This is a genomic window from Pseudoxanthomonas sp. LARHCG66, from assembly GCF_052871755.1.
In genome coordinates this window covers 47,221-67,592 of the sequence record NZ_JBIXJW010000004.1, presented here as the reverse complement: position 1 = coordinate 67,592, position 20,372 = coordinate 47,221, and the positions used below count along the sequence as shown (strand labels likewise).

Annotated in this window: 15 protein-coding genes; 9 read left to right on the top strand and 6 right to left on the bottom strand. The window is 65.6% G+C overall.

Features of this window, described 5'->3' with window-relative positions; genetic code table 11:
- Positions 1-54 precede the first annotated feature (54 nt).
- The 3 genes from ACIPRS_RS13065 to ACIPRS_RS13055 all read left to right on the top strand — a co-directional run bounded on the left by ACIPRS_RS13065 (position 55) and on the right by ACIPRS_RS13055 (position 6,830).
- Positions 55-3,105, top strand: coding sequence for a TonB-dependent receptor domain-containing protein (locus ACIPRS_RS13065; protein ID WP_446538844.1), 3,051 nt, complete (start codon positions 55-57; stop codon positions 3,103-3,105).
- Positions 3,106-3,118: 13 nt separating this feature from the next.
- Entirely contained in the window at positions 3,119-4,417 is a 1,299-nt protein-coding gene (locus ACIPRS_RS13060; protein WP_446538843.1) for a hypothetical protein, read from the top strand.
- Between the two features lie 115 nt (positions 4,418-4,532).
- The gene (locus tag ACIPRS_RS13055) at positions 4,533-6,830 is read left to right on the top strand and encodes an NADP-dependent malic enzyme (RefSeq protein WP_337732370.1); all 2,298 of its coding nucleotides are present in this window, start codon (positions 4,533-4,535) and stop codon (positions 6,828-6,830) included.
- Between the two features lie 178 nt (positions 6,831-7,008).
- On the opposite strand, the gene ACIPRS_RS13050 is transcribed toward ACIPRS_RS13055, so the two are convergent.
- From ACIPRS_RS13050 to ACIPRS_RS13035, 4 genes are all read right to left on the bottom strand, one after another.
- Positions 7,009-7,392 (bottom strand): STAS domain-containing protein, encoded by a 384-nt coding sequence (locus tag ACIPRS_RS13050; RefSeq protein ID WP_337732369.1) that lies wholly within the window; start codon positions 7,390-7,392, stop codon positions 7,009-7,011.
- A 111-nt stretch (positions 7,393-7,503) separates the two neighbouring features.
- Positions 7,504-7,893, bottom strand: coding sequence for an STAS domain-containing protein (locus ACIPRS_RS13045; protein WP_337732368.1), 390 nt, complete (start codon positions 7,891-7,893; stop codon positions 7,504-7,506).
- Entirely contained in the window at positions 7,890-8,327 is a 438-nt protein-coding gene (locus ACIPRS_RS13040) for an ATP-binding protein (RefSeq protein WP_192199829.1), read from the bottom strand. Before ACIPRS_RS13040 ends, ACIPRS_RS13045 begins: the two co-directional genes overlap by 4 nt.
- Positions 8,299-10,326 (bottom strand): SpoIIE family protein phosphatase, encoded by a 2,028-nt coding sequence (locus ACIPRS_RS13035; protein WP_446538842.1) that lies wholly within the window; start codon positions 10,324-10,326, stop codon positions 8,299-8,301. The genes ACIPRS_RS13040 and ACIPRS_RS13035 overlap by 29 nt, the downstream gene beginning before the upstream one ends.
- A 235-nt stretch (positions 10,327-10,561) precedes the next feature.
- On the opposite strand from ACIPRS_RS13035, the gene aceE reads away from it, so the two are divergent.
- The 4 genes from aceE (at position 10,562) to ACIPRS_RS13015 (ending at position 14,891) form a co-directional block, all read left to right on the top strand.
- Complete coding sequence (gene aceE, locus ACIPRS_RS13030; protein ID WP_446538841.1) at positions 10,562-13,255, top strand: pyruvate dehydrogenase (acetyl-transferring), homodimeric type; 2,694 nt, start codon at positions 10,562-10,564, stop codon at positions 13,253-13,255.
- Positions 13,256-13,344: 89 nt separating this feature from the next.
- Positions 13,345-13,539, top strand: a complete 195-nt coding sequence (locus ACIPRS_RS13025) for a type II toxin-antitoxin system HicA family toxin (RefSeq protein WP_446538840.1) — start codon at positions 13,345-13,347, stop codon at positions 13,537-13,539.
- 5 nt (positions 13,540-13,544) lie between these two features.
- Positions 13,545-13,757, top strand: coding sequence for a type II toxin-antitoxin system HicB family antitoxin (locus tag ACIPRS_RS13020; protein WP_446538839.1), 213 nt, complete (start codon positions 13,545-13,547; stop codon positions 13,755-13,757).
- 39 nt (positions 13,758-13,796) lie between these two features.
- A complete protein-coding gene (locus tag ACIPRS_RS13015; protein ID WP_446538838.1) occupies positions 13,797-14,891 on the top strand; it encodes a DNA glycosylase AlkZ-like family protein in 1,095 nt (364 codons plus the stop codon).
- 50 nt (positions 14,892-14,941) lie between these two features.
- On the opposite strand, the gene ACIPRS_RS13010 is transcribed toward ACIPRS_RS13015, so the two are convergent.
- Positions 14,942-17,626 (bottom strand): TrlF family AAA-like ATPase, encoded by a 2,685-nt coding sequence (locus ACIPRS_RS13010; RefSeq protein ID WP_446538837.1) that lies wholly within the window; start codon positions 17,624-17,626, stop codon positions 14,942-14,944.
- Positions 17,627-17,846: 220 nt separating this feature from the next.
- Between ACIPRS_RS13010 and ACIPRS_RS13005 the strand changes: the two genes are divergently transcribed.
- Together ACIPRS_RS13005 and ACIPRS_RS13000 are read left to right on the top strand one after the other, a co-directional pair.
- Positions 17,847-18,164, top strand: coding sequence for a DUF3817 domain-containing protein (locus tag ACIPRS_RS13005; protein WP_446538836.1), 318 nt, complete (start codon positions 17,847-17,849; stop codon positions 18,162-18,164).
- Between the two features lie 102 nt (positions 18,165-18,266).
- The gene (locus ACIPRS_RS13000; protein ID WP_446538835.1) at positions 18,267-19,220 is read left to right on the top strand and encodes an HPP family protein; all 954 of its coding nucleotides are present in this window, start codon (positions 18,267-18,269) and stop codon (positions 19,218-19,220) included.
- A 16-nt stretch (positions 19,221-19,236) separates the two neighbouring features.
- On the opposite strand, the gene ACIPRS_RS12995 is transcribed toward ACIPRS_RS13000, so the two are convergent.
- Complete coding sequence (locus ACIPRS_RS12995) at positions 19,237-20,289, bottom strand: alpha/beta fold hydrolase (RefSeq protein WP_446538834.1); 1,053 nt, start codon at positions 20,287-20,289, stop codon at positions 19,237-19,239.
- Positions 20,290-20,372: the final 83 nt, after the last annotated feature.

Genomic DNA, 20,372 nt, shown 5'->3' with positions numbered 1-20,372 from the left:
AGGGACTGAAAGATGCACGATTTCAACCGACGCTCCGCCCCGTTGCGGAGCAGTTTGACCCTGGCCCTGTTGGCCGTGATCCACGCGGTCGCGGCCCAGGAGACGCCGTCGCAGGCGGCCGATCCGGCGCCGCAGGCCGCCGCCGCGCCTGCAGTGGGCGACGATGCGACCAATCTGGACAAGGTGGTCGTGGTGGGTTCGCACATCCAGGGCGCATCGACCACCGATGCGCTGCCGGTGATGGTGGTCGGCGCGGAACAGATCGACGCCGCCGGTGCGATTTCCGGCGACGAACTGATGCGCACGATCCCGCAGATGGGCGACGTGCTGTTCGATGCGTCCAACAATCCCCAGACCAGCAACGCGGCGCGCGGCGACGTGAATTCGGTGAACCTGCGCTCGCTCGGCGTGGGCAACACGCTGGTGCTGCTCAACGGCCGGCGGCTGGCGCAGCACCCGACCAGCCAGGGCACCTCGGACACGGGCACCGTGCCCGTGCAGAGTTTCAACTCCAACGCGATCCCGGTCTCGGGCCTGGACCGCATGGAGATCCTGCTGGATGGCGCGGCCGCGATCTACGGCGCCGATGCGGTGGCGGGCGTGGTGAACACCGTACTGCAGACCGACTTCGACGACGTCAGCGCCAGCACGCGCTATGGCAGTGCCGAAGGCACCGGCATGCACGAGTTCGAGGTCAACCTGTTCGCGGGCCACAACTACGACCGCGGCAACGTGTCGGCGTTCCTCAACTACACCGACCGCTCGGAACTGATGGCGGCCGACCAGGATTTCACCGAGACCGACGATCTGCGCGGGCTGTTCGAGGACTATCCGGATTTCGCCGGCCTGGCGGTGCTCGATGGGCGCTCCTCGCACACACCGTGGGCGCGCCTGAGCGTCGGCCCGCGTGCGGTGATCCGCTCCAACGGGACAGCGGTGACGAATACCGCAGGCGCGTTCCGCATCCAGCCGTCGGACTTCGGCTGCGGCGTCAGCCTCGGTAACGACCTGTGCCTGTCCAGCGGCAACCACAACTTCAACACCACCAACCGCGAGATGCGCTACGACACGCGCCATGGCACCACGGTGCGGCCGTCGGTGGAGCGCATCAACCTGTTCCTCACCGGGCATCACGAGCTCAGCGACAGCGTGGAGGCCTTCGGTGAAATCGGCTTCTACCACGCGGTCAGCGAAGCGACGCAGCCACCGGTGGTGAACCTCAACAGCCTCTGGATCCCCGCCAGCAACTACTGGAATCCCTTCGGCGCCGCCACGCTGCCCGACGGCACGCCGAATCCGAACCGCCTGCCCGGCCTGACCAACGTGCCCGCCGCCGGCCTGCCCGTGCAGATGAGCAACTACCGCTACGTGGACACGGGCTTCCAGCGCGTGCGCGTGGAGAACTACCAGGCGCGCTTCCTCGCCGGCCTGCGCGGCGAGTGGAGCGGCTGGAACTGGGAAACCGCGCTGCTGTATTCCGAGGCCGAGGCCGAAGACCGGTCGCCCAACATCAACATGACGGCGCTGCAGCGGCAGCTGGCGCTGTCCACGCCGGATGCCTACAACCCGTTCAGTGGCGGCTGCGTGGCCACGCCGACCTACGGCGACTGTTCGCCGAGTTCGCAGGCGGCCATCGACGGCATCGTGTTCGACCTGGTGCGCGAGTCGCGCACCACGCTGACCATGGCCGATTTCAAGATGAGCCGCGGCGACCTGTTCGCGTTGCCGGCCGGCAACGTCGGCATCGCCTTCGGTGCGGAGGCGCGCCGCGAGACGCAGCGCGACGATCGCGACGCCAACCTCGACGGCACCCATACCTTCACCGACATGGTGACCGGCGAGACCAACCCCAGCAACGTGGCAGCCGTCAGTCCGAACCCCGACACGCGCGGCTCGCGCAACGTGGGTTCGGCCTACGTCGAGTTCGCCGTGCCGCTGGTGTCCGAGGACATGGGCATCCCGCTGGTGCATCGCCTGGACATGCAGCTGGCCGGCCGCTACGAGCACTACTCCGACTTCGGCTCCGTGGCCAAGCCCAAGGTCGCGCTGGCCTGGGACCTGGTGGAAGGCCTGCGCCTGCGCGGCTCGTATTCCGAGGGCTTCCGTGCGCCCAACCTGGAGCAGACCAACGCCACCCAGTACGCGCGCCTGGCCAGCGGCGTGGACCACATCCGCTGCGAAGCCGACCTGCGCGCCGGCCGCATCGCCTCGTTCAGTGCATGCGGGCAGAACACCGCCGGTGCGTCGCTGCTGGTGGCCGGCAACCCGGACCTGGAGCCGGAGGAAAGCACCAACACCTCGTTCGGCGTGGTGTTCCAGCCCACGTTCATTCCCGAGCGGTTCGGCAGCTTCACCTTCACCGTCGACCGCTGGAAGATCAAGCAGGAGCAGATCGTCGGCCTGCTCGGCGCGCAGACGGCGCTGACGGTGGACTACCTCAACCGCGTGGAAGGCGGCAGCAACCCGCTGGTGGTGCGTGACGCGCCCACGCAGGAGGACATCGACTTCTTCGCCGGCACCGGCATCGATCCGGTCGGCCAGGTCATCGCCATCAACGACCGCTTCATCAACCTGCAGCCACAGACTGCGGGCGGACTCGACTTCGGCGTGGACTGGTCATTGCGGCGCACGCGCTTCGGCTCGTTCTCCGTCAACCTCAACGCGACCCGCCTGCTGGAATTCACCCGCGATCCCGGCGACATCGTCAACGCGCTGTACGCGGCGCGTGTGGCCGGCACGATCGATCCGCTCACGCCACTGCCCGATTCCACCCGGCTGATCGGGCAGAACGGCCGGCCGGAGTGGCGTGCGAGCAGTTCGCTGACGTGGAACAAGGCGGCATGGCGCGTGGGCTATTCGGCGCAGTACATGAGCTCGTTCGAACAACCGCAGCTGCTCGGCATCTCCGGCGATCCGTGGGTCGTCGAAGACCGGCTGACGCACAATCTCTACGGCCAATACCGGTTCATCGATGGCACGGCGGTGCGCCTGGGCGTGCGCGACCTGACCGACGAGGGGCCGGCGCTGGCCGACGGCGGCTACCGGGGTTCGCTGCACAATCCGTGGGGTCGCTACTGGTACGTCAATATCAGTCGATCGTTCTGAGGAAGCCGTTGCGATGCACCTGAGCCGTCACTGGATCACCGCCGCGTTCGCCGTGCTGGCCGCCACCGCGCTGTCAGGTGGCGCAGCGGCGGCCGATGCGGAGGCAGCGTTCGCGCCTGTCGCCTGTCCTGCCTCGGTCGGCCCGCAGGTCGACTGCCATGAGGCGCAGGATGCGAACGGGGCCTGGCTGCTCGTGGCGATGCCGCGTACCTGGAACCGCAGGCTGATCGTGCATGCGCACGGCGGTCCGCGGCTCGGCGCACCGGAAGCGGGGGATTCCGGCGAGGACCTGGATCGCTTCGCGGTGATGGTGCGCGCCGGCTATGCGTGGATCGGCAGCACCTACCGTCGCGGCGGCTATGGCGTGCGCATGGCGGCGGCCGACGTGGACGTCAGCCGCCGTGCGTTCCGGGCGCGCTGGGGCCGCCCGGAGCGCACCCTGCTGCATGGCCAGTCGTGGGGCGGCAACGTGGCGGCGAAGGCGGCCGAGCTGTACGCGCTCGACATCGACGGTCGCGCCAACTACGACGGCGTGCTGGCCACCAACGGCATGCTGTTCGGCGGCACGCGCGGGTACGGCTTCCGCGCGGACCTGCGCGCGGTGTACCAGTACTACTGCCGCAACCATCCGGCACAGGACGAGCCACAGTATCCGCTGTGGCGGGGGCTGCCTGCGGATGCGCGCATGACCCGCGACGATCTTCGCGCGCGCGTCAACGCCTGCACTGGTATCGATCTCGCCCCTGCGAAGCGCTCGCCGGACCAGGCGGCACGGCTGCGCGACATCCTCGCAGTCACCGGCGTCGACGCGAAGCAACTCGTCTCCCACCTGGCGTGGGGCACGTTCCACTTCCAGGACGTGGTGCAGAAGCGCCTCGGCGGACGCAATCCGTTCGACAACGCGAAGACGGTCTATCGCGGCTCGCACGACGACACGGCACTGAATGCCGGCATTCAGCGTTTCGCCGCCGATCCCGCCGCCGTCGCCGCATTGGCCTACGACGCTGACCTCTCCGGATTGATCGTGCTGCCCACCGTCACCGTGCACGCGCGCCACGATCCCACGGTGTCCTACGAAGCAGAAGCCGCCTATGCGGCCACCGTGGAGTCGGCCGGTCGCGGCCATCTGCTCCTGCAGGCGCTCACGGACGAACACGACCACAGCCGCCTGCAGGATGCGACGTATGCCACCGCATTGCAGGTGCTCGAACGCTGGCTCGACAGCGGCGTGCGACCACCGGCCGATGCGTTCCGCGAGACCTGCGGCCGCCTGTCGCAGGCGCGCGACGGCTGCCGCTTCATCGCGCCCTGAGGCGCGCCTGCACGCGCCCCGCGTGACGCAGCGCCGCAATCGGCCGGGTCCGGCCATCACGGGGAAGGGGTAGAATTGCCGCTCCCCCGCCTTCACCACAGGCACCGTTTCCGCAATGACGAACGACGATTTCAAACAGGCCGCGCTGGAATACCACCGGCTGTCCCCGCCCGGCAAGATCAAGGTCGCACCGACCAAGCCGATGCTCACCCAGCGTGACCTGGCGCTGGCGTATTCGCCGGGCGTGGCCTATGCCTGCGAGGCCATCGTCGAGGATCCCAACACCGCCAGCGAGCTCACCGCGCGCGGCAATCTGGTGGCCGTGGTCACCAACGGCACCGCCGTGCTCGGACTCGGCAACATCGGTCCGCTGGCCGGCAAGCCGGTGATGGAAGGCAAGGGCGTGCTGTTCCAGAAGTTCGCCGGCATCGACGTGTTCGACATCGAGATCAACGAGACCGATCCGGACAAGCTGGTCGACATCATCGCCTCGCTCGAGCCGACGTTCGGCGGCATCAACCTGGAAGACATCAAGGCGCCGGAATGCTTCATCGTCGAGCGCAAGCTGCGCGAGCGGATGAGCATCCCGGTGTTCCATGACGACCAGCACGGCACCGCGATCATCGTCGGCGCGGCGGTGGTCAACGCGCTGGAAGTGATCGGCAAGAAGATCGGCGACGTGAAGCTGGCCACCAGCGGCGCAGGCGCCGCCGGCATCGCCTGCCTGGACATGCTGGTCGCGCTGGGCCTCAAGCCGGAGAACATCCTGGCCTTCGACCGCGACGGCGTCATCTACACCGGCCGTCCCAACCTGGACCCGGACAAGGCGCGTTATGCGCGCCCGACCGACAAGCGCACACTGGCCGAGATCGTCGACGGCGCGGACATCTTCCTGGGCCTGTCGGCCGGCGGCATCCTCAAGCCGGACATGGTCGCCACGATGGCCGACAAGCCGGTCATCCTCGCGCTGGCCAATCCGAATCCCGAGATCTCGCCGGCCGATGCCAGGGCCGTGCGCCCGGACGTGATCATCGGCACCGGCCGCAGCGATTACCCGAACCAGGTCAACAACGCGCTCTGCTTCCCGTACATCTTCCGCGGCGCGCTGGATGTCGGCGCGACGGTGATCAACGAAGCGATGAAGGTCGCCTGCGTGCACGCCATCGCCAACCTGGCGCGGCGCGAAGCCTCCGACCTGGGCAGCGCGTACGGCGACGACGTGCCGTGCTTCGGCCCCGAGTACCTGATCCCGCGTCCGTTCGACCCGCGCCTGCTGGTGGAAGTGGCTGCGGCGGTGGCGCAGGCCGCGATGGATTCCGGCGTGGCGCTGCGCCCGATCCCGGACATGTGGGCGTATCGCGAGAAGCTGGGCCAGTTCGTCTACCGCACCAGCCTGATGATGAAGCCGGTCTACGACCGCGCGCGCGCCGACAAGAAGCGCGTGGTCTATGCCGAAGGCGAGGAAGAGACCGTGCTGCGCGCCGTGCAGACGGTGATCGACGAAGGCCTGGCGTTCCCGATCCTGATCGGCCGTCCGGACGTGATCGACGCGCGCATCGAGCGCCTGGGCCTGCGCATGCGCGCGGGCGTGGATTTCGAGCTGACCAACCAGGACGACGATCCGCGCTTCAACGACTACTGGCAGCATTACCACGCGCTGACCGCGCGCCGCGGCGTGACGCCGGCGGCGGCGAAGAACCTGATGCGCTCGCGCCCGACCCTGATCGCCGCGGTGATGGTGGCGCGTGGCGAGGCCGATGCGCTGGTCAGCGGCATCGTCGGCCGCTTCCACAAGAAGCTCGGCTACGTGCGCAGCGTGATCCCGCTGGACCCGGGCGTGCAGTCGACCTCGGCGATGACCGGCGTGATCAACAACCAGGGCGCGTACTTCTTCCTGGATACGCACGTGCAGGACAACCCGACCGCCGAGCAGATCGCCGAGGCCACGCTGCAGGCGGCGTACCGGCTGAAGCTGTTCGGCATCGAGCCGCGCATCGCCCTGCTGTCGCACGCCAACTTCGGCAGCCACGAGACCGCCAGCGCAGTGAAGATGCGGCACGTGCGCGAGCTGCTGCTCAAGCGCAAGCCCGATCTCAACGTGGACGGCGAGATGCAGGGCGACACCGCCTGGGACGAAGTGCTGCGCAACCGCATCATGCCGGGCAGCACGCTGACCGGACGCGCCAACCTGTTCGTGCTGCCCAACCTGGACGCGGCCAACATCACCTACAACATGGTGCGCGTGGTGACCGACGGCGTGGCCATCGGCCCGATCCTGATGGGCATCTCCAAGCCGGTGCACATCCTGACCACCAGCGCCACGCCGCGCCGCGTCATCAACATGACCGCCATCGCCGCCGTGGACGCGCAGATCCGCCAGCAGCGCGAAGCCGAGCGCAACGGGCCGGGTTGATCGGCCCGCGGTGCCCGGAAAAGAAAACGCCCCGCATGCGGGGCGTTTTTCTGTTGGGGATCCCTGTAGGAGTGGTGGTGGCATGCCCGGCACCGGTGAGTCGCGACCGCATGAATCATGTGTCCAGGGTGTCTGATGGCATCCGGTCGCGACTCACGTCGCTCCTACATAAAAACGATCAACCCTCATCCTCGCCATCCAGGATCCGCCGCTGCAGCGCATCCAGGTAGGCATCGGCATCGGCGGTGGACTCGAAGATCTCGTCCATCGGCACGGCCTGCACGATCTCGATGACCTTGCGGATCTGTTCCTGCGGGTGCACCACCAGCAGGCGGCCTTCATGCGGGGCCAGGGCCTTGCGCGCCTTCAGGATGCTGCGCACGCCGGCGCTGCTGATGTAGTCCAGGTGGGCCAGGTCCAGCACCAGTGCCTGCGGGCGTGCAGCCAGCATCGGCGCCAGCTGTTCGTCGAGCTGTGCGTGGCTGGCGGTGTCCAGGCGGCCGCTGAGCAGCACGTACTGGTTGCCGTTGACCGGCGGGTAGATCTCAATCTCCAGCGTCATCGGGCATCTCGGTAATCCGGATATGCCGGGTGGGGGAGCCCGGGAGGGGGGGAGGGACGCTGGATCGTAAATCAATCGCGCGGCGGGCGTATGGCCCGGGCGCGTGCTCGCTCAATCGTCGTCCTCTTCGCCGGCACGCAGCACCTTGCGCTGCATCACGTCCAGGTAGGCATCGGCTTCGGCGGTGGACGAGAAGATCTCGTTCAACGGCACGGCCTTGACCATGTCCAGCACCTTCTGGATCTGCGGCTGCGGATTGACCAGCAGCACCTTGCCGCCGTGCGGGGCGAGCGCCTTGCGGGCCTTGAAGATCGAACGGATGCCGGCGCTGCTGATGTACTCCAGCCCGGACAGGTCCAGCACCAGCGAATGCAGCTGGCGGGTCATCAGCGGTGCGAGGGCTTCGTCCAGGTCTTCGTAGGTGTGCGTGTCCAGCCGGCCAGCGAGGGTGACGCGCTGGCTGCCCTTGCCTGTCGGGTGGATGTCGATGCTGAGGCTCATGCGTCGCTCTCCTCGGTTGGGATGCGCAGGGTCAGGCGCAGCACGTTGTAGTTGCCGATCCGCTGGTAGGCGGCTTCTTCCGCCACCTGGCGCACCAGGTGCAGGCCGAGACCGCCGGTGGGCCGGTCGAGGATGTCGGCATCGAGATCCGGGGGCGGCTGGTCGAGCGGATTGAACGCGGCGCCGCTCTCGCGGAACTCGAGCGTCAGCAGGTGCTCGCGGATGCCGATGTCCACGCACAGTTCGTGCTCCTCGGCTCCCACGCGGGTCGGGTCGCCATGCTCGATGGCATTGCTGGCCAGTTCCTCCACGATCAGGCGCACGTCGCACTGGATCGCGCGGCTGACGCCGTTGTTGGCCAGCACGGCCTCCAGCGACGCGTTGAGGTCGTCCACGCGGGCGTGCTCACGTGGGATGAACAATCGCATCTGCATGCGGGGTCTCCTGTGATGGCGGAGCTTCGGCCGAAGCGGTGGTGGTGTCCAGCCGGCGACGGATGGCCAGCACGGTGATGTCGTCCGATTGCGGGGCGGCGCCCGTAAATGCGTGAACCTGCGCGATCAGCCCTTCGCACTGGTCGCGCGCGGTCGCGCCCGGCAGCAGCGCACCGGGGATGCGTTCCGCACCGAAGGCCTGGTTCCCGTCGTCGAAGGCTTCGGTGATGCCGTCGGTCCACGCCAGCAGGGTGGCGCCCGCCGGCAACTGCCCTGACCAGAGCGGGAAGGTGTCGCCCACTTCGAAGCCCAGCGGCGGCCCCGGCTGCAGCGGCAGTTCTTCGTGGCGTCCATCCGCATGCAGCAGCAGGGGCGCGTCGTGGCCCGCGCTGGCGAGCACGCAGGCGCCGCTGCGCACGTCCACGCGCCCGCACAGCACGGTGGCGAACATGCACGCATCGTTGCCCTGCACCAGCCGGCGCGACGCCTCGGCGAGCACGCGTTCCGGCGAAGCATGCGTGCTGGCGGCCACTTCCAGCACGGTCACGGTGCGGGCCATGAACAGCGCCGCCGGCACGCCCTTGTCGGACACGTCGCCGATGGCGAACCACAGGCCGTCGGCGTCGGTTTCGATGAAGCAGTAGAAGTCGCCGCCCACGGCCTTGGCCGGCTCCAGTCGCGCGTAGGCCTCGAGGTGTGCGTGTTCGCGGTCGATCACGCGGCCCGGCGGCAGCATGGCCTGCTGGATCTCGCGCGCGATCGACAGCTCGCTCTCCAGCTTCTGCCGGGCCGCGGTCATGTCCTCGATCTCGCGAAGCTGCAGCTGGATCGAGCCGCGCGCGTGTTCCAGCGTGCGTGCCATCTGGCCGACTTCGTCCCGCCTGCGCACGAAGGGCACCGGCATGCTGTAGTCGCCCTGCGCCAGCCGCGCCGCCGACGACGAAAGCCCTTCCACCGGCTGGCTGATGTGGCGCGCCAGCTTGCGCACCACCAGCATGCACAGCAGCGCGAGCAGCGCGCCCACCGCCGCCAGCATCCACAGCGCCTCGGTCAGGCGGGCCATGATCAGCTCGTAGGACTGCGCGACCAGCAGGGTCCAACCGCTGCTGCCGACCGGCTCCACCACGGTGTAGCGCCGCTCGCCACTGACGGCATCCACGTGCGCGTACTGCAGGGGCTGGCGAACGCGCACCGCCTGCGCGGCTTCGCGCAGGTCGGCGCGACCGGCGCGCAGGATGTAGTCGTCCAGGGTCTCCAACCGCTCGACGCCCACCTCCGGATTCAGCGCCAGCGTGCCGGCGGGTGCCACCAGTGTCACCCGCCATCCCGGCAGGTGCGCCAGCGCATCCACCAGGTCGGTCAGGTTGGCCAGCGGCAGGTCCAGGCTGACCATGCCGCGGGTGCGCGCGCCGCGCCCGGGTTCGCGCAGCGGCATGTTGTAGGTGACCATCCACACGCCGCCCGCGGTCTGGTTGAGGTAGGGCTCGGACCACCAGCCGCCGGGCGATGCCACGGTGCGCTGGTACCAGCCCTGGTCGCGAAAGCGATACCCGTCGGCGACGAAATCGCGGTCGCCGCCATTGCCGGCCACGTAGCGTGCGAACGGCGCGTCGTTGCGCGTGCGGGGCTCCAGGATCAGCAGGCCGCCCACGCAGCCGGGCGTGGCGTTCACCATCGCGCGCAGGGTGGTGGTCAGTTCGTCCGGTGACAGCTGGGCGTTGCCCACCAGGTCCGAGATGCCGTGGGTGGTGATCGTCACCACGTGCAGCGCGTTGTCCAGTCGTTGCGCGGCTTCCTGCGCGGTGGCGTGCGTGTCGCGGCGCGCGTCGTCCAGGATCAGCCGGCGCGCGAACCACGCCGTCGCCAGCACCAGCAGCAACAACAGCACCACGTTGACCAGGCCGGCCCACAATGCAATGCGCGTGCGCAGGCTGCTGCGCCAGTGCGCGGCACCGGCGACCTCATCTGGCACGACACTGCTGGGCACTGCGTTGCGCATGCCGACCCTGATCGTCGCGTTCCCCCCGGAAGCGGATCATAAGCTCACTTTTGCTTGCTGCATTGCAATACGGCAAAGGTCTGATTTTGGTGTGGTCATTGTCCCGGGACAGATACGCTGCATCCGCTCCATACGCCTGCGTAGCCAGGTCCCGCGGCGGGTGCGTGCGTTACACTTCAAGGCTCTAAAAGTATCGGCAATGCCGTGCCCCACGCGCGGCGCAACAGGAGCGGGAATGAACTGGTTGAACGAGATGTTGCAGAGCGATCCGGATCCGCAGGAATCCCGCGAGTGGATCGATTCCATGCAGGCGGTGATCGAGAAGAACGGCGCCCTGCGTGCTCACCAGTTGCTGGAAGGCATGGTCGAAGTGACCCGCCGCGCCGGCGCCTACCTGCCGTTCTCGCCCACCACCGAATACGTCAACACCATCGCGCCGCAGAACGAGGCCAAGAGCCCGGGCGATGCCGCGCTGGAATGGCGTATCCGTTCGATCATCCGCTGGAACGCGATGGCCACCGTGGTGCGCGCCAACCGCAAGCCCGGCGACCTGGGCGGCCATATCGCCAGCTTCGCCTCCGGCGCCACGCTGTATGACGTGGGCTTCAACCACTTCTGGCGCGCGCCGTCGGACAACCACCCGGGCGACCTGCTGTTCATCCAGGGCCACAGCGCGCCGGGCATCTACGCGCGTTCGTTCCTGGAAGGCCGCATCAGCGAACAGCAGCTGGACAACTTCCGCATGGAAGTCGACGGCCAGGGCATCTCGTCCTACCCGCATCCGTGGCTGATGCCCGACTACTGGCAGACCCCGACCGTCTCGATGGGCCTGGGCCCGCTGGCGGCGATCTACCAGGCGCAGTTCATGAAGTACCTGGAGCACCGCGGTCTGATCGAGAAGTCCGACCGCAAGGTGTGGTGCTTCATCGGCGACGGCGAGAGCGACGAGCCGGAAACCCTGGGCGCCATCGCGCTGGCCGGCCGTGAAGGCCTCGACAACCTGATCTTCGTGGTCAACTGCAACCTGCAGCGCCTGGACGGCCCGGTGCGCGGCAACGGCAAGATCATCCAGGAGCTGGAAGGCGTGTTCCGCGGCGGTGGCTGGAACGTCATCAAGCTGCTGTGGGGCAGCTACTGGGATCCGCTCATCGCGCGCGACACCGACGGTGTGCTGAAGAAGCTGATGATGGAAACCGTCGACGGCGAGTACCAGAACTGCAAGGCGTTCGGCGGCAAGTACACGCGCGACAACTTCTTCGGCAAGTATCCGGAGACGGCGGCGATGGTCGCCAACCTGTCCGACGACGACATCTGGCGCCTCAACCGCGGCGGCCACGATCCGCACAAGGTCTACGCGGCCTACCACGAGGCGGTGAACACCAAGGGCATGCCCACGGTGATCCTGGCCAAGACGGTGAAGGGCTACGGCATGGGCTCGGCGGGCGAATCGCTCAACCCGACCCACCAGACCAAGAAGCTGGACGACGAAGCCATCCGCACGTTCCGCGACCGCTTCAACATCCCGGTCACCGACAAGCAGCTGGAAGAATCGGCGCAGGTGCCGTTCTACCACCCGGGCGAGGACTCGCCGGAAATCCAGTACCTCAAGGCGCGCCGCGCCGCGTTGGGCGGCTACCTGCCGCAGCGCCGCCGCAAGGCCAGCGAGTCGTTCGAGACGCCGAAGCTGGAAGCCTTCGACCGCCTGCTGAAGAGCACCGGCGACCGCGAGATCTCCACCACCATGGCGTTCGTGCAGGGCCTGAACATCGCACTGCGCGACAAGCAGGTCGGCCCGCGCCTGGTGCCGATCGTCGCCGACGAAGCACGCACGTTCGGCATGGAAGGCATGTTCCGCCAGATCGGCATCTATGCGCCGTTCGGCCAGAAGTACAAGCCGGTCGATGCCGACCAGCTGATGTACTACCGCGAGGACCAGTCCGGCCAGGTGCTGCAGCAGGGCATCAGCGAGCCGGGTGCGATGTCGTCGTGGATGGCGGCGGGCACCAGCTATTCGGTCAGCAACGTGCCGATGCTGCCGTTCTACATCTACTACTCGATGTTCGGCTTCCAGCGCATCGGCGACATCGCCTGGCAGGCGGCGGACATGCGCACGCGCGGCTTCCTGCTGGGCGGCACCGCGGGCCGCACCACGCTGAATGGTGAAGGCCTGCAGCACGAGGACGGCTTCAGCCATGTGGTGGCCGGCGGCATTCCGAACGTGCGCAGCTACGATCCGACCTTCGGTTTCGAGGTGGCGGTGGTGCTGCAGCACGGCATGCAGAAGATGCTGCAGGAGCAGGTGGACGAGTACTACTACGTCACCCTGATGAACGAGAACTACACCCACCCGGAGATGCCGGAAGGCGCTGCGGCGGGGATCATCAAGGGCATGTACCTGCTCACCGATGCCGGCAAGCCGAAGAAGGGCGAGCTGCGCGTGCAGCTGCTGGGCAGCGGCACCATCCTGCGCGAGGCGATCGCGGCGGCCGAGCTGCTGGACAAGGATTTCGGCGTGACCGCCGACATCTGGTCGTGCCCGAGCTTCAACGAGCTGCGTCGTGACGGTTTCGACGCCGAGCGCTGGAACCGCCTGAACCCGGAAGCGAAGACGCCGCGCAAGGCGTACGTAACGGAGTTGCTGGAAGGTCGCCAGGGTCCGGTGATCGCGGCGACCGACTATGTGCGTGCGTACGCGGACCAGATCCGCGCGTTCGTGCCGGCGGCGTACACGGTGCTGGGCACGGACGGCTTCGGCCGCAGCGACACCCGCGCCAACCTGCGCCGCCACTTCGAAGTGGACCGCTACTACATCGCCCACGCTGCCATCGCCGCTCTGGCGAAGGAAGGCAAGATGACCGCCAAGGACGTATCCCGCGCGATCAAGCAGTACAAGATCGATGTGGAGAAGGCGAACCCGGTTGGGGTTTGATGGCTGATGTACCCTCTCCCGCTTTCGGGAGAGGGGCCGGGTAAGGTAATCCGGTTAGGGAACAACGACATATCGCAAGGAATGCGAGCATGCCCCCGAAGATTCGTGACGTATTGCAGCACCTCAAGGACGCGGGCTGGCAGCAGATTGGTCAGACGGGCAGCCACCGCCAGTTCAAGCATCCGACGCTTCCGGGTCGGGTGACAGTCGCCGGCAAGCCGGGTGATGATGTGGCGCCCGGCACGCTGGGCAGTATCCTGAAACAGGCCGGGATCAAGAGGTGACTTCCATGCGCTATGCCATCGTCATCGAGCAAGCGGGCGGCAACTATTCCGCCTATGTGCCGGACCTGCCCGGTTGCGTGGCCACCGGCGCGACCAAGGCCGAGGTGGAAGCGTTGATCCACGACGCCATTGCACTGCATCTCGCCGGATTGCGCGAGGATGGTGCGGCGATCCCGTTGCCTTCGAGCCAGGTGGAGTACATCGACGTCGCGGCGTGAGTGCGTGGCGAGGGATGATGCGGTGATGGGCCGCGCCGCATGATGCTGACCCTCGACCATCTGCGCCGCTATGCCATCGCGCGCAGCCTGTTCAAGCCGACGACCCTTCCGCAGGCGATCCAGCGACTGGGATTCGTGCAGGCGGACCCGATCCGGGCGCCGGCACGCGCGCAGGACCTGACCCTGCGCCATCGTGTCACCGACTATCGCGCAGGTGACCTGGAACGGCGGTATCCACGCCTGCCGCTGGAAGAAGACTTCTTCGTCAACTACGGCTTCCTGCCACGCGAGCATCACCAGCTGATGCATCCGCGCACGGCACGCGAGGCGTGGACGGCCGCGCGCCGGAAGCAGGCGCAGGCGGTGCTGGCTTTCGTCAGAGAGCGCGGCACGGCTCATCCGCGCGAGGTGGATGCGCATTTCGGGCATGGCAAGACGATCAACTGGTTCGGCGGCTCGTCGAACGCGAGCACGCAGTTGCTGGACGGCATGCATTACCGCGGCCTGTTGCGGGTCGCGCGCCGCGAGGGCGGTACGCGGGTCTATGCGCCGCGCATCGGTGATGCGACACCTGTCGCGATGTCTGATGCGGAGGCGCGGCTGGATGCGTTGCTCGACATCATCGTGCGCAAGTACGCGCCGTTGCCGGCGGCCAGCCTGGGCCAGTTGCTTGGCTATCTGCGTCGCGGGGTGCCGCAGTGGGAAGGCTTGCGTGCGGGGGCGTTGAAGCGGGCACGCCAGCGGCTGGGCACGGCGCGGGTGGATGGGGTGGACTGGTACTGGCCGGCGGACGAGGATCCGCGCTCGCGGCGCTGGAAGCCGGATGACCAGGTGCGGTTGCTGACGCCGTTTGATCCTGTGGTGTGGGACCGGCGGCGGTTCGAGTTGTTCTGGGGGTGGACGTATCGCTTCGAGGCATACACGCCAGCGCCGAAGCGGAAGCTGGGGTATTACGCGCTACCGATGCTGTGGGGTGATGGGGTGATTGGGTGGGGGAATCTCAATGTGGTCGATGGGGAGTTGCGGTCGACGTTTGGGTATGTGGATGGGCGTGGGCCGCGAGATACAACGTTCATAGCTGCACTTAAGACAGAACTACAACAAGCACGCACTTTCTTGTTCCTCGGCGAGTAACAAGGCTTTCTTGTTGATTCCCTGCAGCGGATGTCGCTATCAGACAGCGTCTAGCCGCTATGCATGATTCGTCGATATCTAGCTTTGAATGCCTCTGGACCGCCCTCCAGTACACGGCAAATCTCATTCCTAACACCCATCTCTTGAAGTCCCCCGAAGCACTCGATTGCCGTTTGGCCTGCCCTAACGCTGAGTGAAATCACAAGCTCAGCGTCCCCATGAACAACAATGTTCGGGTTGTGAGTCACGACAATGAGTTGTCGCTTTTGCTTCGTCTCTCTAAGTCGTTTGACTACAAGCTCATAGATCAAAGTGCTATCCAGATCATCTTCCGGTTGGTCCAAGATCATGGGTTCGGAGCCATAGCCAAGAACGAATGCAAGAAGTGCTGCGGTCTGCTGGCCTGGAGAGCCCATGGACAACTCTTTCCAAGTGCTACTCGGGTCACGCGAGTCACGAAAAGAAACGCTGAGACGGTCCTCCGGTAAGTACAGGGCGATTCGATCAACTCGCTCCGGTGCAACGCGACGGATGGCGGTTGCGAAACGCCGGTCTCTGACGTCTAGAGCTGCGTTCTCGTCGGACAGGAAATTGCGCAACTCTGACACGACGGCATCAAGTCGTGCATACGTCCATGGCGATCCTGCTTCAGGTGAGATTCGGCGAGCTAGATGCTCATAGTCATCGTCAAATCGGTCTATCCCGAGAGCGCCCCTGAGGAAGTCTGTGAGTAGCCCTCGCTCGACGCCATCTTCAACACGAAGGCGTACAAGGTCGTTTGATGTGGCTTGCGCGAAGGCGCCTCTTCTGGCTGATAGCTCTTGTCGCGCCGCGCGGTACGACTCAAGTCGTGTCCGTGCATTCTCGCTCGCAGCTGCTGCGGAGGTTTGGTGGGCAGTTAGATCTGCAATCTCCTCCTCGATCTGACCTGCTCTGGTTACGAGGTCCCCATACTCCTGAGGATTCGCGATGCCTGCAGCTGTCAGCTCGACGACCACTGCAGCATAAGCGTCGCTGATCTGCTGCACCGAAAGCCGCCAGGCGGCCCCGTCGTTGCTGTTTATGCTCTCAGAAATCTCGCGCCTAACGGTGGAAGTGGAGGCTTCGATCGATGACTTGAAGCTGGATATGGCTTGGCGTTGCGAATTCAGCACGCTCCTAAGTGTCGCGGCGCCGTCGTCAGTTGGAAGTCCATCCGCATCGAGGGTTGGGAACTGGCCGACTAATGTCTCCACTTCGGATATCCAATCTTCGACTTGCTGGCTATAACCTATCCAAGCGTCATTCGCTTGGATCGTGGCTCTGTACTGGTTCAGTACCGCTGAATGGGTTCCCTGTTCTAGAAGTTGAATTTTCCGTCGAACATCCGACAAGACAGCTCTTCGAGAGGCGAGGCCCATCGCTTGTGCTTCATACGACCTTGCTGTGGCGAGATGCGATAAATACGTTGTTTCATGCTCGTTCCTCTGCCTCGCCAGCTCGTTGCCTCTTACGTCAGGGCTATCGTCGACGACTTGTAGAAGCGCGTTTGGAGTTCTGGCTAGCTCAAAGAGCTGCTTCTGACTATAGATTCGTACCGGGAAGCGCTCAGTGACATCACCCTCTTCCGCTACATCCGCGCCATCAATGATTCGGTAGATCTGTGGCGAGGAAAGCGATGGGCTCCACACTAATCTGAATCGATCTCCATCTTTCTGATAGACAACTTCTACTCGGGTCTCTGAGGTAAGAAGGCCTTCGTCATTTCTGCTGGGAGGAACCCGCATCCGGTGCGAGTAGGACGACGATAAAGCGCCACTGAGTTCGTCCCTTCTTCCTAGAGCCGCACGTGCAAAGTCAACAATGCTCGATTTTCCAGTGCCCCGCCCGCCAACAAGTGAATTTAGCCAAGGATTGAAGCTAAGTCTTATTGGGTTCACTCGGCCCATGAACTTGGCTAATGAAACCTGGATCTCTTCAATAGTGTTGTCCGCGTGGACATTCTTTCTGAAAAGATCGGTAGACGCTTGTGGTAGGAGAGAGTCTTCTCCATCGTAAAGAGCTAGGGTTAGACCCTCGATGTCTGGACGGGACATTTTCACCCAAGTGAAACGCCGCCCTAAGTCCTCAAAAGAGTGAGCATCAGAGCACCATATTCTTGAGAAGGATCGAGCAATCTCAGGCCTGCTACCGTCAATGTATGACTGATCTAAAGGTAGATCCGGGTTAATTTCTACCCCAGAAATTTTATCGTTCTTGAGTATGGATAACCTTTGCTGGCCATCTAGCTCAAGAATTCCCTTCGGGCCATTTATATGAGCACCAATAACTAGCGCGTTGCCAAGATCTAGTCTCAGGATCTGTTCGACGCTTAAGTTAGATCTTGCGAGATCTGTTCCCCTGGAATCGACGGAGATGTTCGCTCTAGAGAGAAGGTCATCAACATGCTGTGAGTTGCAGGATGGATCAAAGATTACGAGGAGGTGAGTACCACAGCTTGCGGTGATTTCAACTCCAGGAAATATTACAGGGCTGTTTGGGATGCTTGTTGCTGCGGTTTGCAGGCCGTCGATTGCTCCCGATGAGTTGTGGTCAGTGATTGCGATCCCATCTAGGTCGGCGCTTTGAGCCGACTCTACCCAGCGAGTCCAGTTTCTTTCCGACCTGTCCGTTGGTCCGCCAAAGTCGTAGGAGGCAGGCGAGTGACTATGGAGGTCAAGCTTCCACCATCTGGATCCGGGCCAATTCCAGCTCATTCCTTGTGCTCCGAGGTTGCACGATGGCCCGAATATACTCGGTTGACGGGCTTGTTCATCCTGGACCTGCCGGCTAGATGATTCGATTCGAAAGTATTGAATCGTGGCCCTCGGGCAGATCTGGCCACAGCTACGGCCAGTGTGACGGGCGGTTAGAATCCCACCGCCAGCGAGCGCCGCAGCCGCCATCGCATCCGGCAATCCCTCACTGGAGTCCTGCATGTCCCATCCCCTCGCGCCCGCCGGGCGCCTGTTCGCTGTCGCCGCCTTCATCGAAGGCTTCACCTGGGCCGGTCTGCTGATCGGCATGTGGCTCAAGTACGGGCCGGTGGCTAACGAACTGGGTGTGAAGATCTTCGGGCCGCTGCATGGCGGCGCCTTCCTGTTCTACGTCGTCGCCACCGTGCTGTCCGCGCTGCGCCTGCGCTGGCCGTGGTGGGCCACGCTGCTGGCGTTGATCGCAGCCGTGCCGCCGCTGGTGACCGTGCCGCTGGAGATGTGGTTCCGCCGGATCGGATTGCTTAGCGGGCGAGCGTGATGTTCCTGAGCGGCGGGCCGGGGCCCGCCCTACCTAAGGACGTGGCGGATTGAAGCGTCTCCTTCGCATAGACTGCGCCGCCGATCCTTACCACTGCCGCCCATGAGTTCCCATTCCCGCCTGACCGAGTTGCGCCTGCTGCTGGGTATCGAGCGCAACACCACACGCCATGGCGAGAAATGGATATCGGGCATCGGCGCGCTGCTCGGCATCCTCGCGGTGTACGGGCTGACCCGCTGGACGTTCCCGACCGAAGCCGCGTCGGCCGTGGGCGGCGCCCTGATGGTCACCTCGATGGGCGCATCCGCCGTGCTGCTGTTCGCCGTGCCGCAGGGCGCGCTGTCGCAGCCGTGGGCCGTGGTGGGCGGCCACCTGCTGTCCGCCGTCATCGGCGTGAGCTGCCAGAAACTGTTCCCCGGCCACGCTTGGACCGCTGCCCTTGCGGTCGGCCTCGCCGTGCTGGGCATGTACTACCTGCGCTGCATCCACCCGCCCGGTGGCGCCACCGCCCTGGCCGCGGTGATCGGCGGCCCGGACGTACACGCGCTCGGCTACCACTACGTGCTGATGCCGATCCTGATCAATGTCGTTGCGATCCTCTCCATGGCCATCGCCTTCAACGCCCTGTTTCCGTGGCGCCGCTACCCGGCCCACCTGCATCGCCGTCGCCAGGCCTCGCGCATCACCCAGCCCGCGCAGCGCCAGTTCGAACTGACCCAGGAAGACTTCTCCGCCGCGATGGAGCAACTCAACTCCTACGTCGACATCACCACCGAGAACCTCACCGAACTGCTGGAACTGGCCAAGCAGCACGCCGAGCGCAACATCACCCATCCGGATGCGATCGTCCGCGGGCGCTTCTACAGCAACGGCAAACTCGGCCGATTGTGGAGCGTGCGGCACGTAATCGAAAGCGAGGGCCCGGCGCTGCAGTACCGCGTCGTCGCGGGCGAGCAGACGGGTAGCGTGGGGACGGCAAGTCCCGACGAATGCCGACAGTGGGCGCGCTTCGAGGTGGTGCTGCAGGACAATGGGCGGTGGGTGATCGCGGACTAGCGTTCGTCATGCCTGCTCAGTCCGCCGGTGACCCTTGCAACAACGCCATCGCCTGCGTCCGCGACTGCACGCCCAGCTTTTCGTAGATACGGGTGAGCGCGTTGCGCACGGTCTTGTCGCTGATGAACAGCGTGGCCGCGATCTGCGCATTGGTCCTGCCCGCGACCAGCCCCGCCACGATCTCGCGCTCACGCGGCGTCAGCTCCGCCAGGCGTTCCTCACCCTGTGGCGCGCCACCGAGGAACGCCAACACCTCCTGTCGGAAGCGCTGCCAGGCCGGCTCGTAATCCAGCAGCACGTGGTTGCGCGATTCCAGTTCGACGAAGCGCGCGCCCGGGATGCCGGCCGCCAGCAGCCGCCCTTCTTCCAGCGGCACCACACCGTCCTGGCGCGCATGCAGCACCAGCGTGGGGACGCGGACCTGGTCGAGCAGCGCGGTGACATTGATGCGCGCGCGCGCCTCCAGCAGCGCGGCGGCGGCTTCCGCCGTGGTCGTGGTCCGCACCAGCTCGTTGAACCAGTGCACCTGGGCTTCCGTGGCATCGGGAATGAAGCGCGACGTGAACACCTGCCGGAACACCGGGTTCTGGTCGGCCCAGCCGACCCGCGCGATGTCGATGATGGCGTGGTACAGCCGCGCCGCGTCCTCGTCCCCACGCTCGTAGGGCCCGCGCGCGTACGCCCCGTACAGCAGCAGCCGGGACACGCGCTGCGGATGCTTCACCGCATATGCCACGCAGGCCGCCGCTCCCTGCGAGATGCCCATCAGCGCAAAGGGCTCGCGCAGGCCCGCCGCGTCCACCATCGATTCCAGGTCGCCCAGCCAGTGATCCAGGGTCAGATGCCGCGCATCGCCGCCGCTCATGCCGCAGCCGCGTTCGTCATAGCGCAGCAGGCGGTAGTGCTCGCCGAAGAACCGGTACCAGTGCCGCCAGATGGGGCTCTGCAGGTCGTATTCCAGATGGCTGAGCCAGTTCGCCGCCTTGACCAGCACGGGCCCGCTGCCCATCGACGCCCATGCCAGCCGCGCGCCATCGCCGGTGGTCAGGTAGCGGATCGCCTGCTGCATGCGGCCATCCCGGAAGGAAACCGGTCCGCAGTGTAGCCGGGACATTGTTCCCCCGCCTGGCGCGGACGATGCCGTGCGTCGGG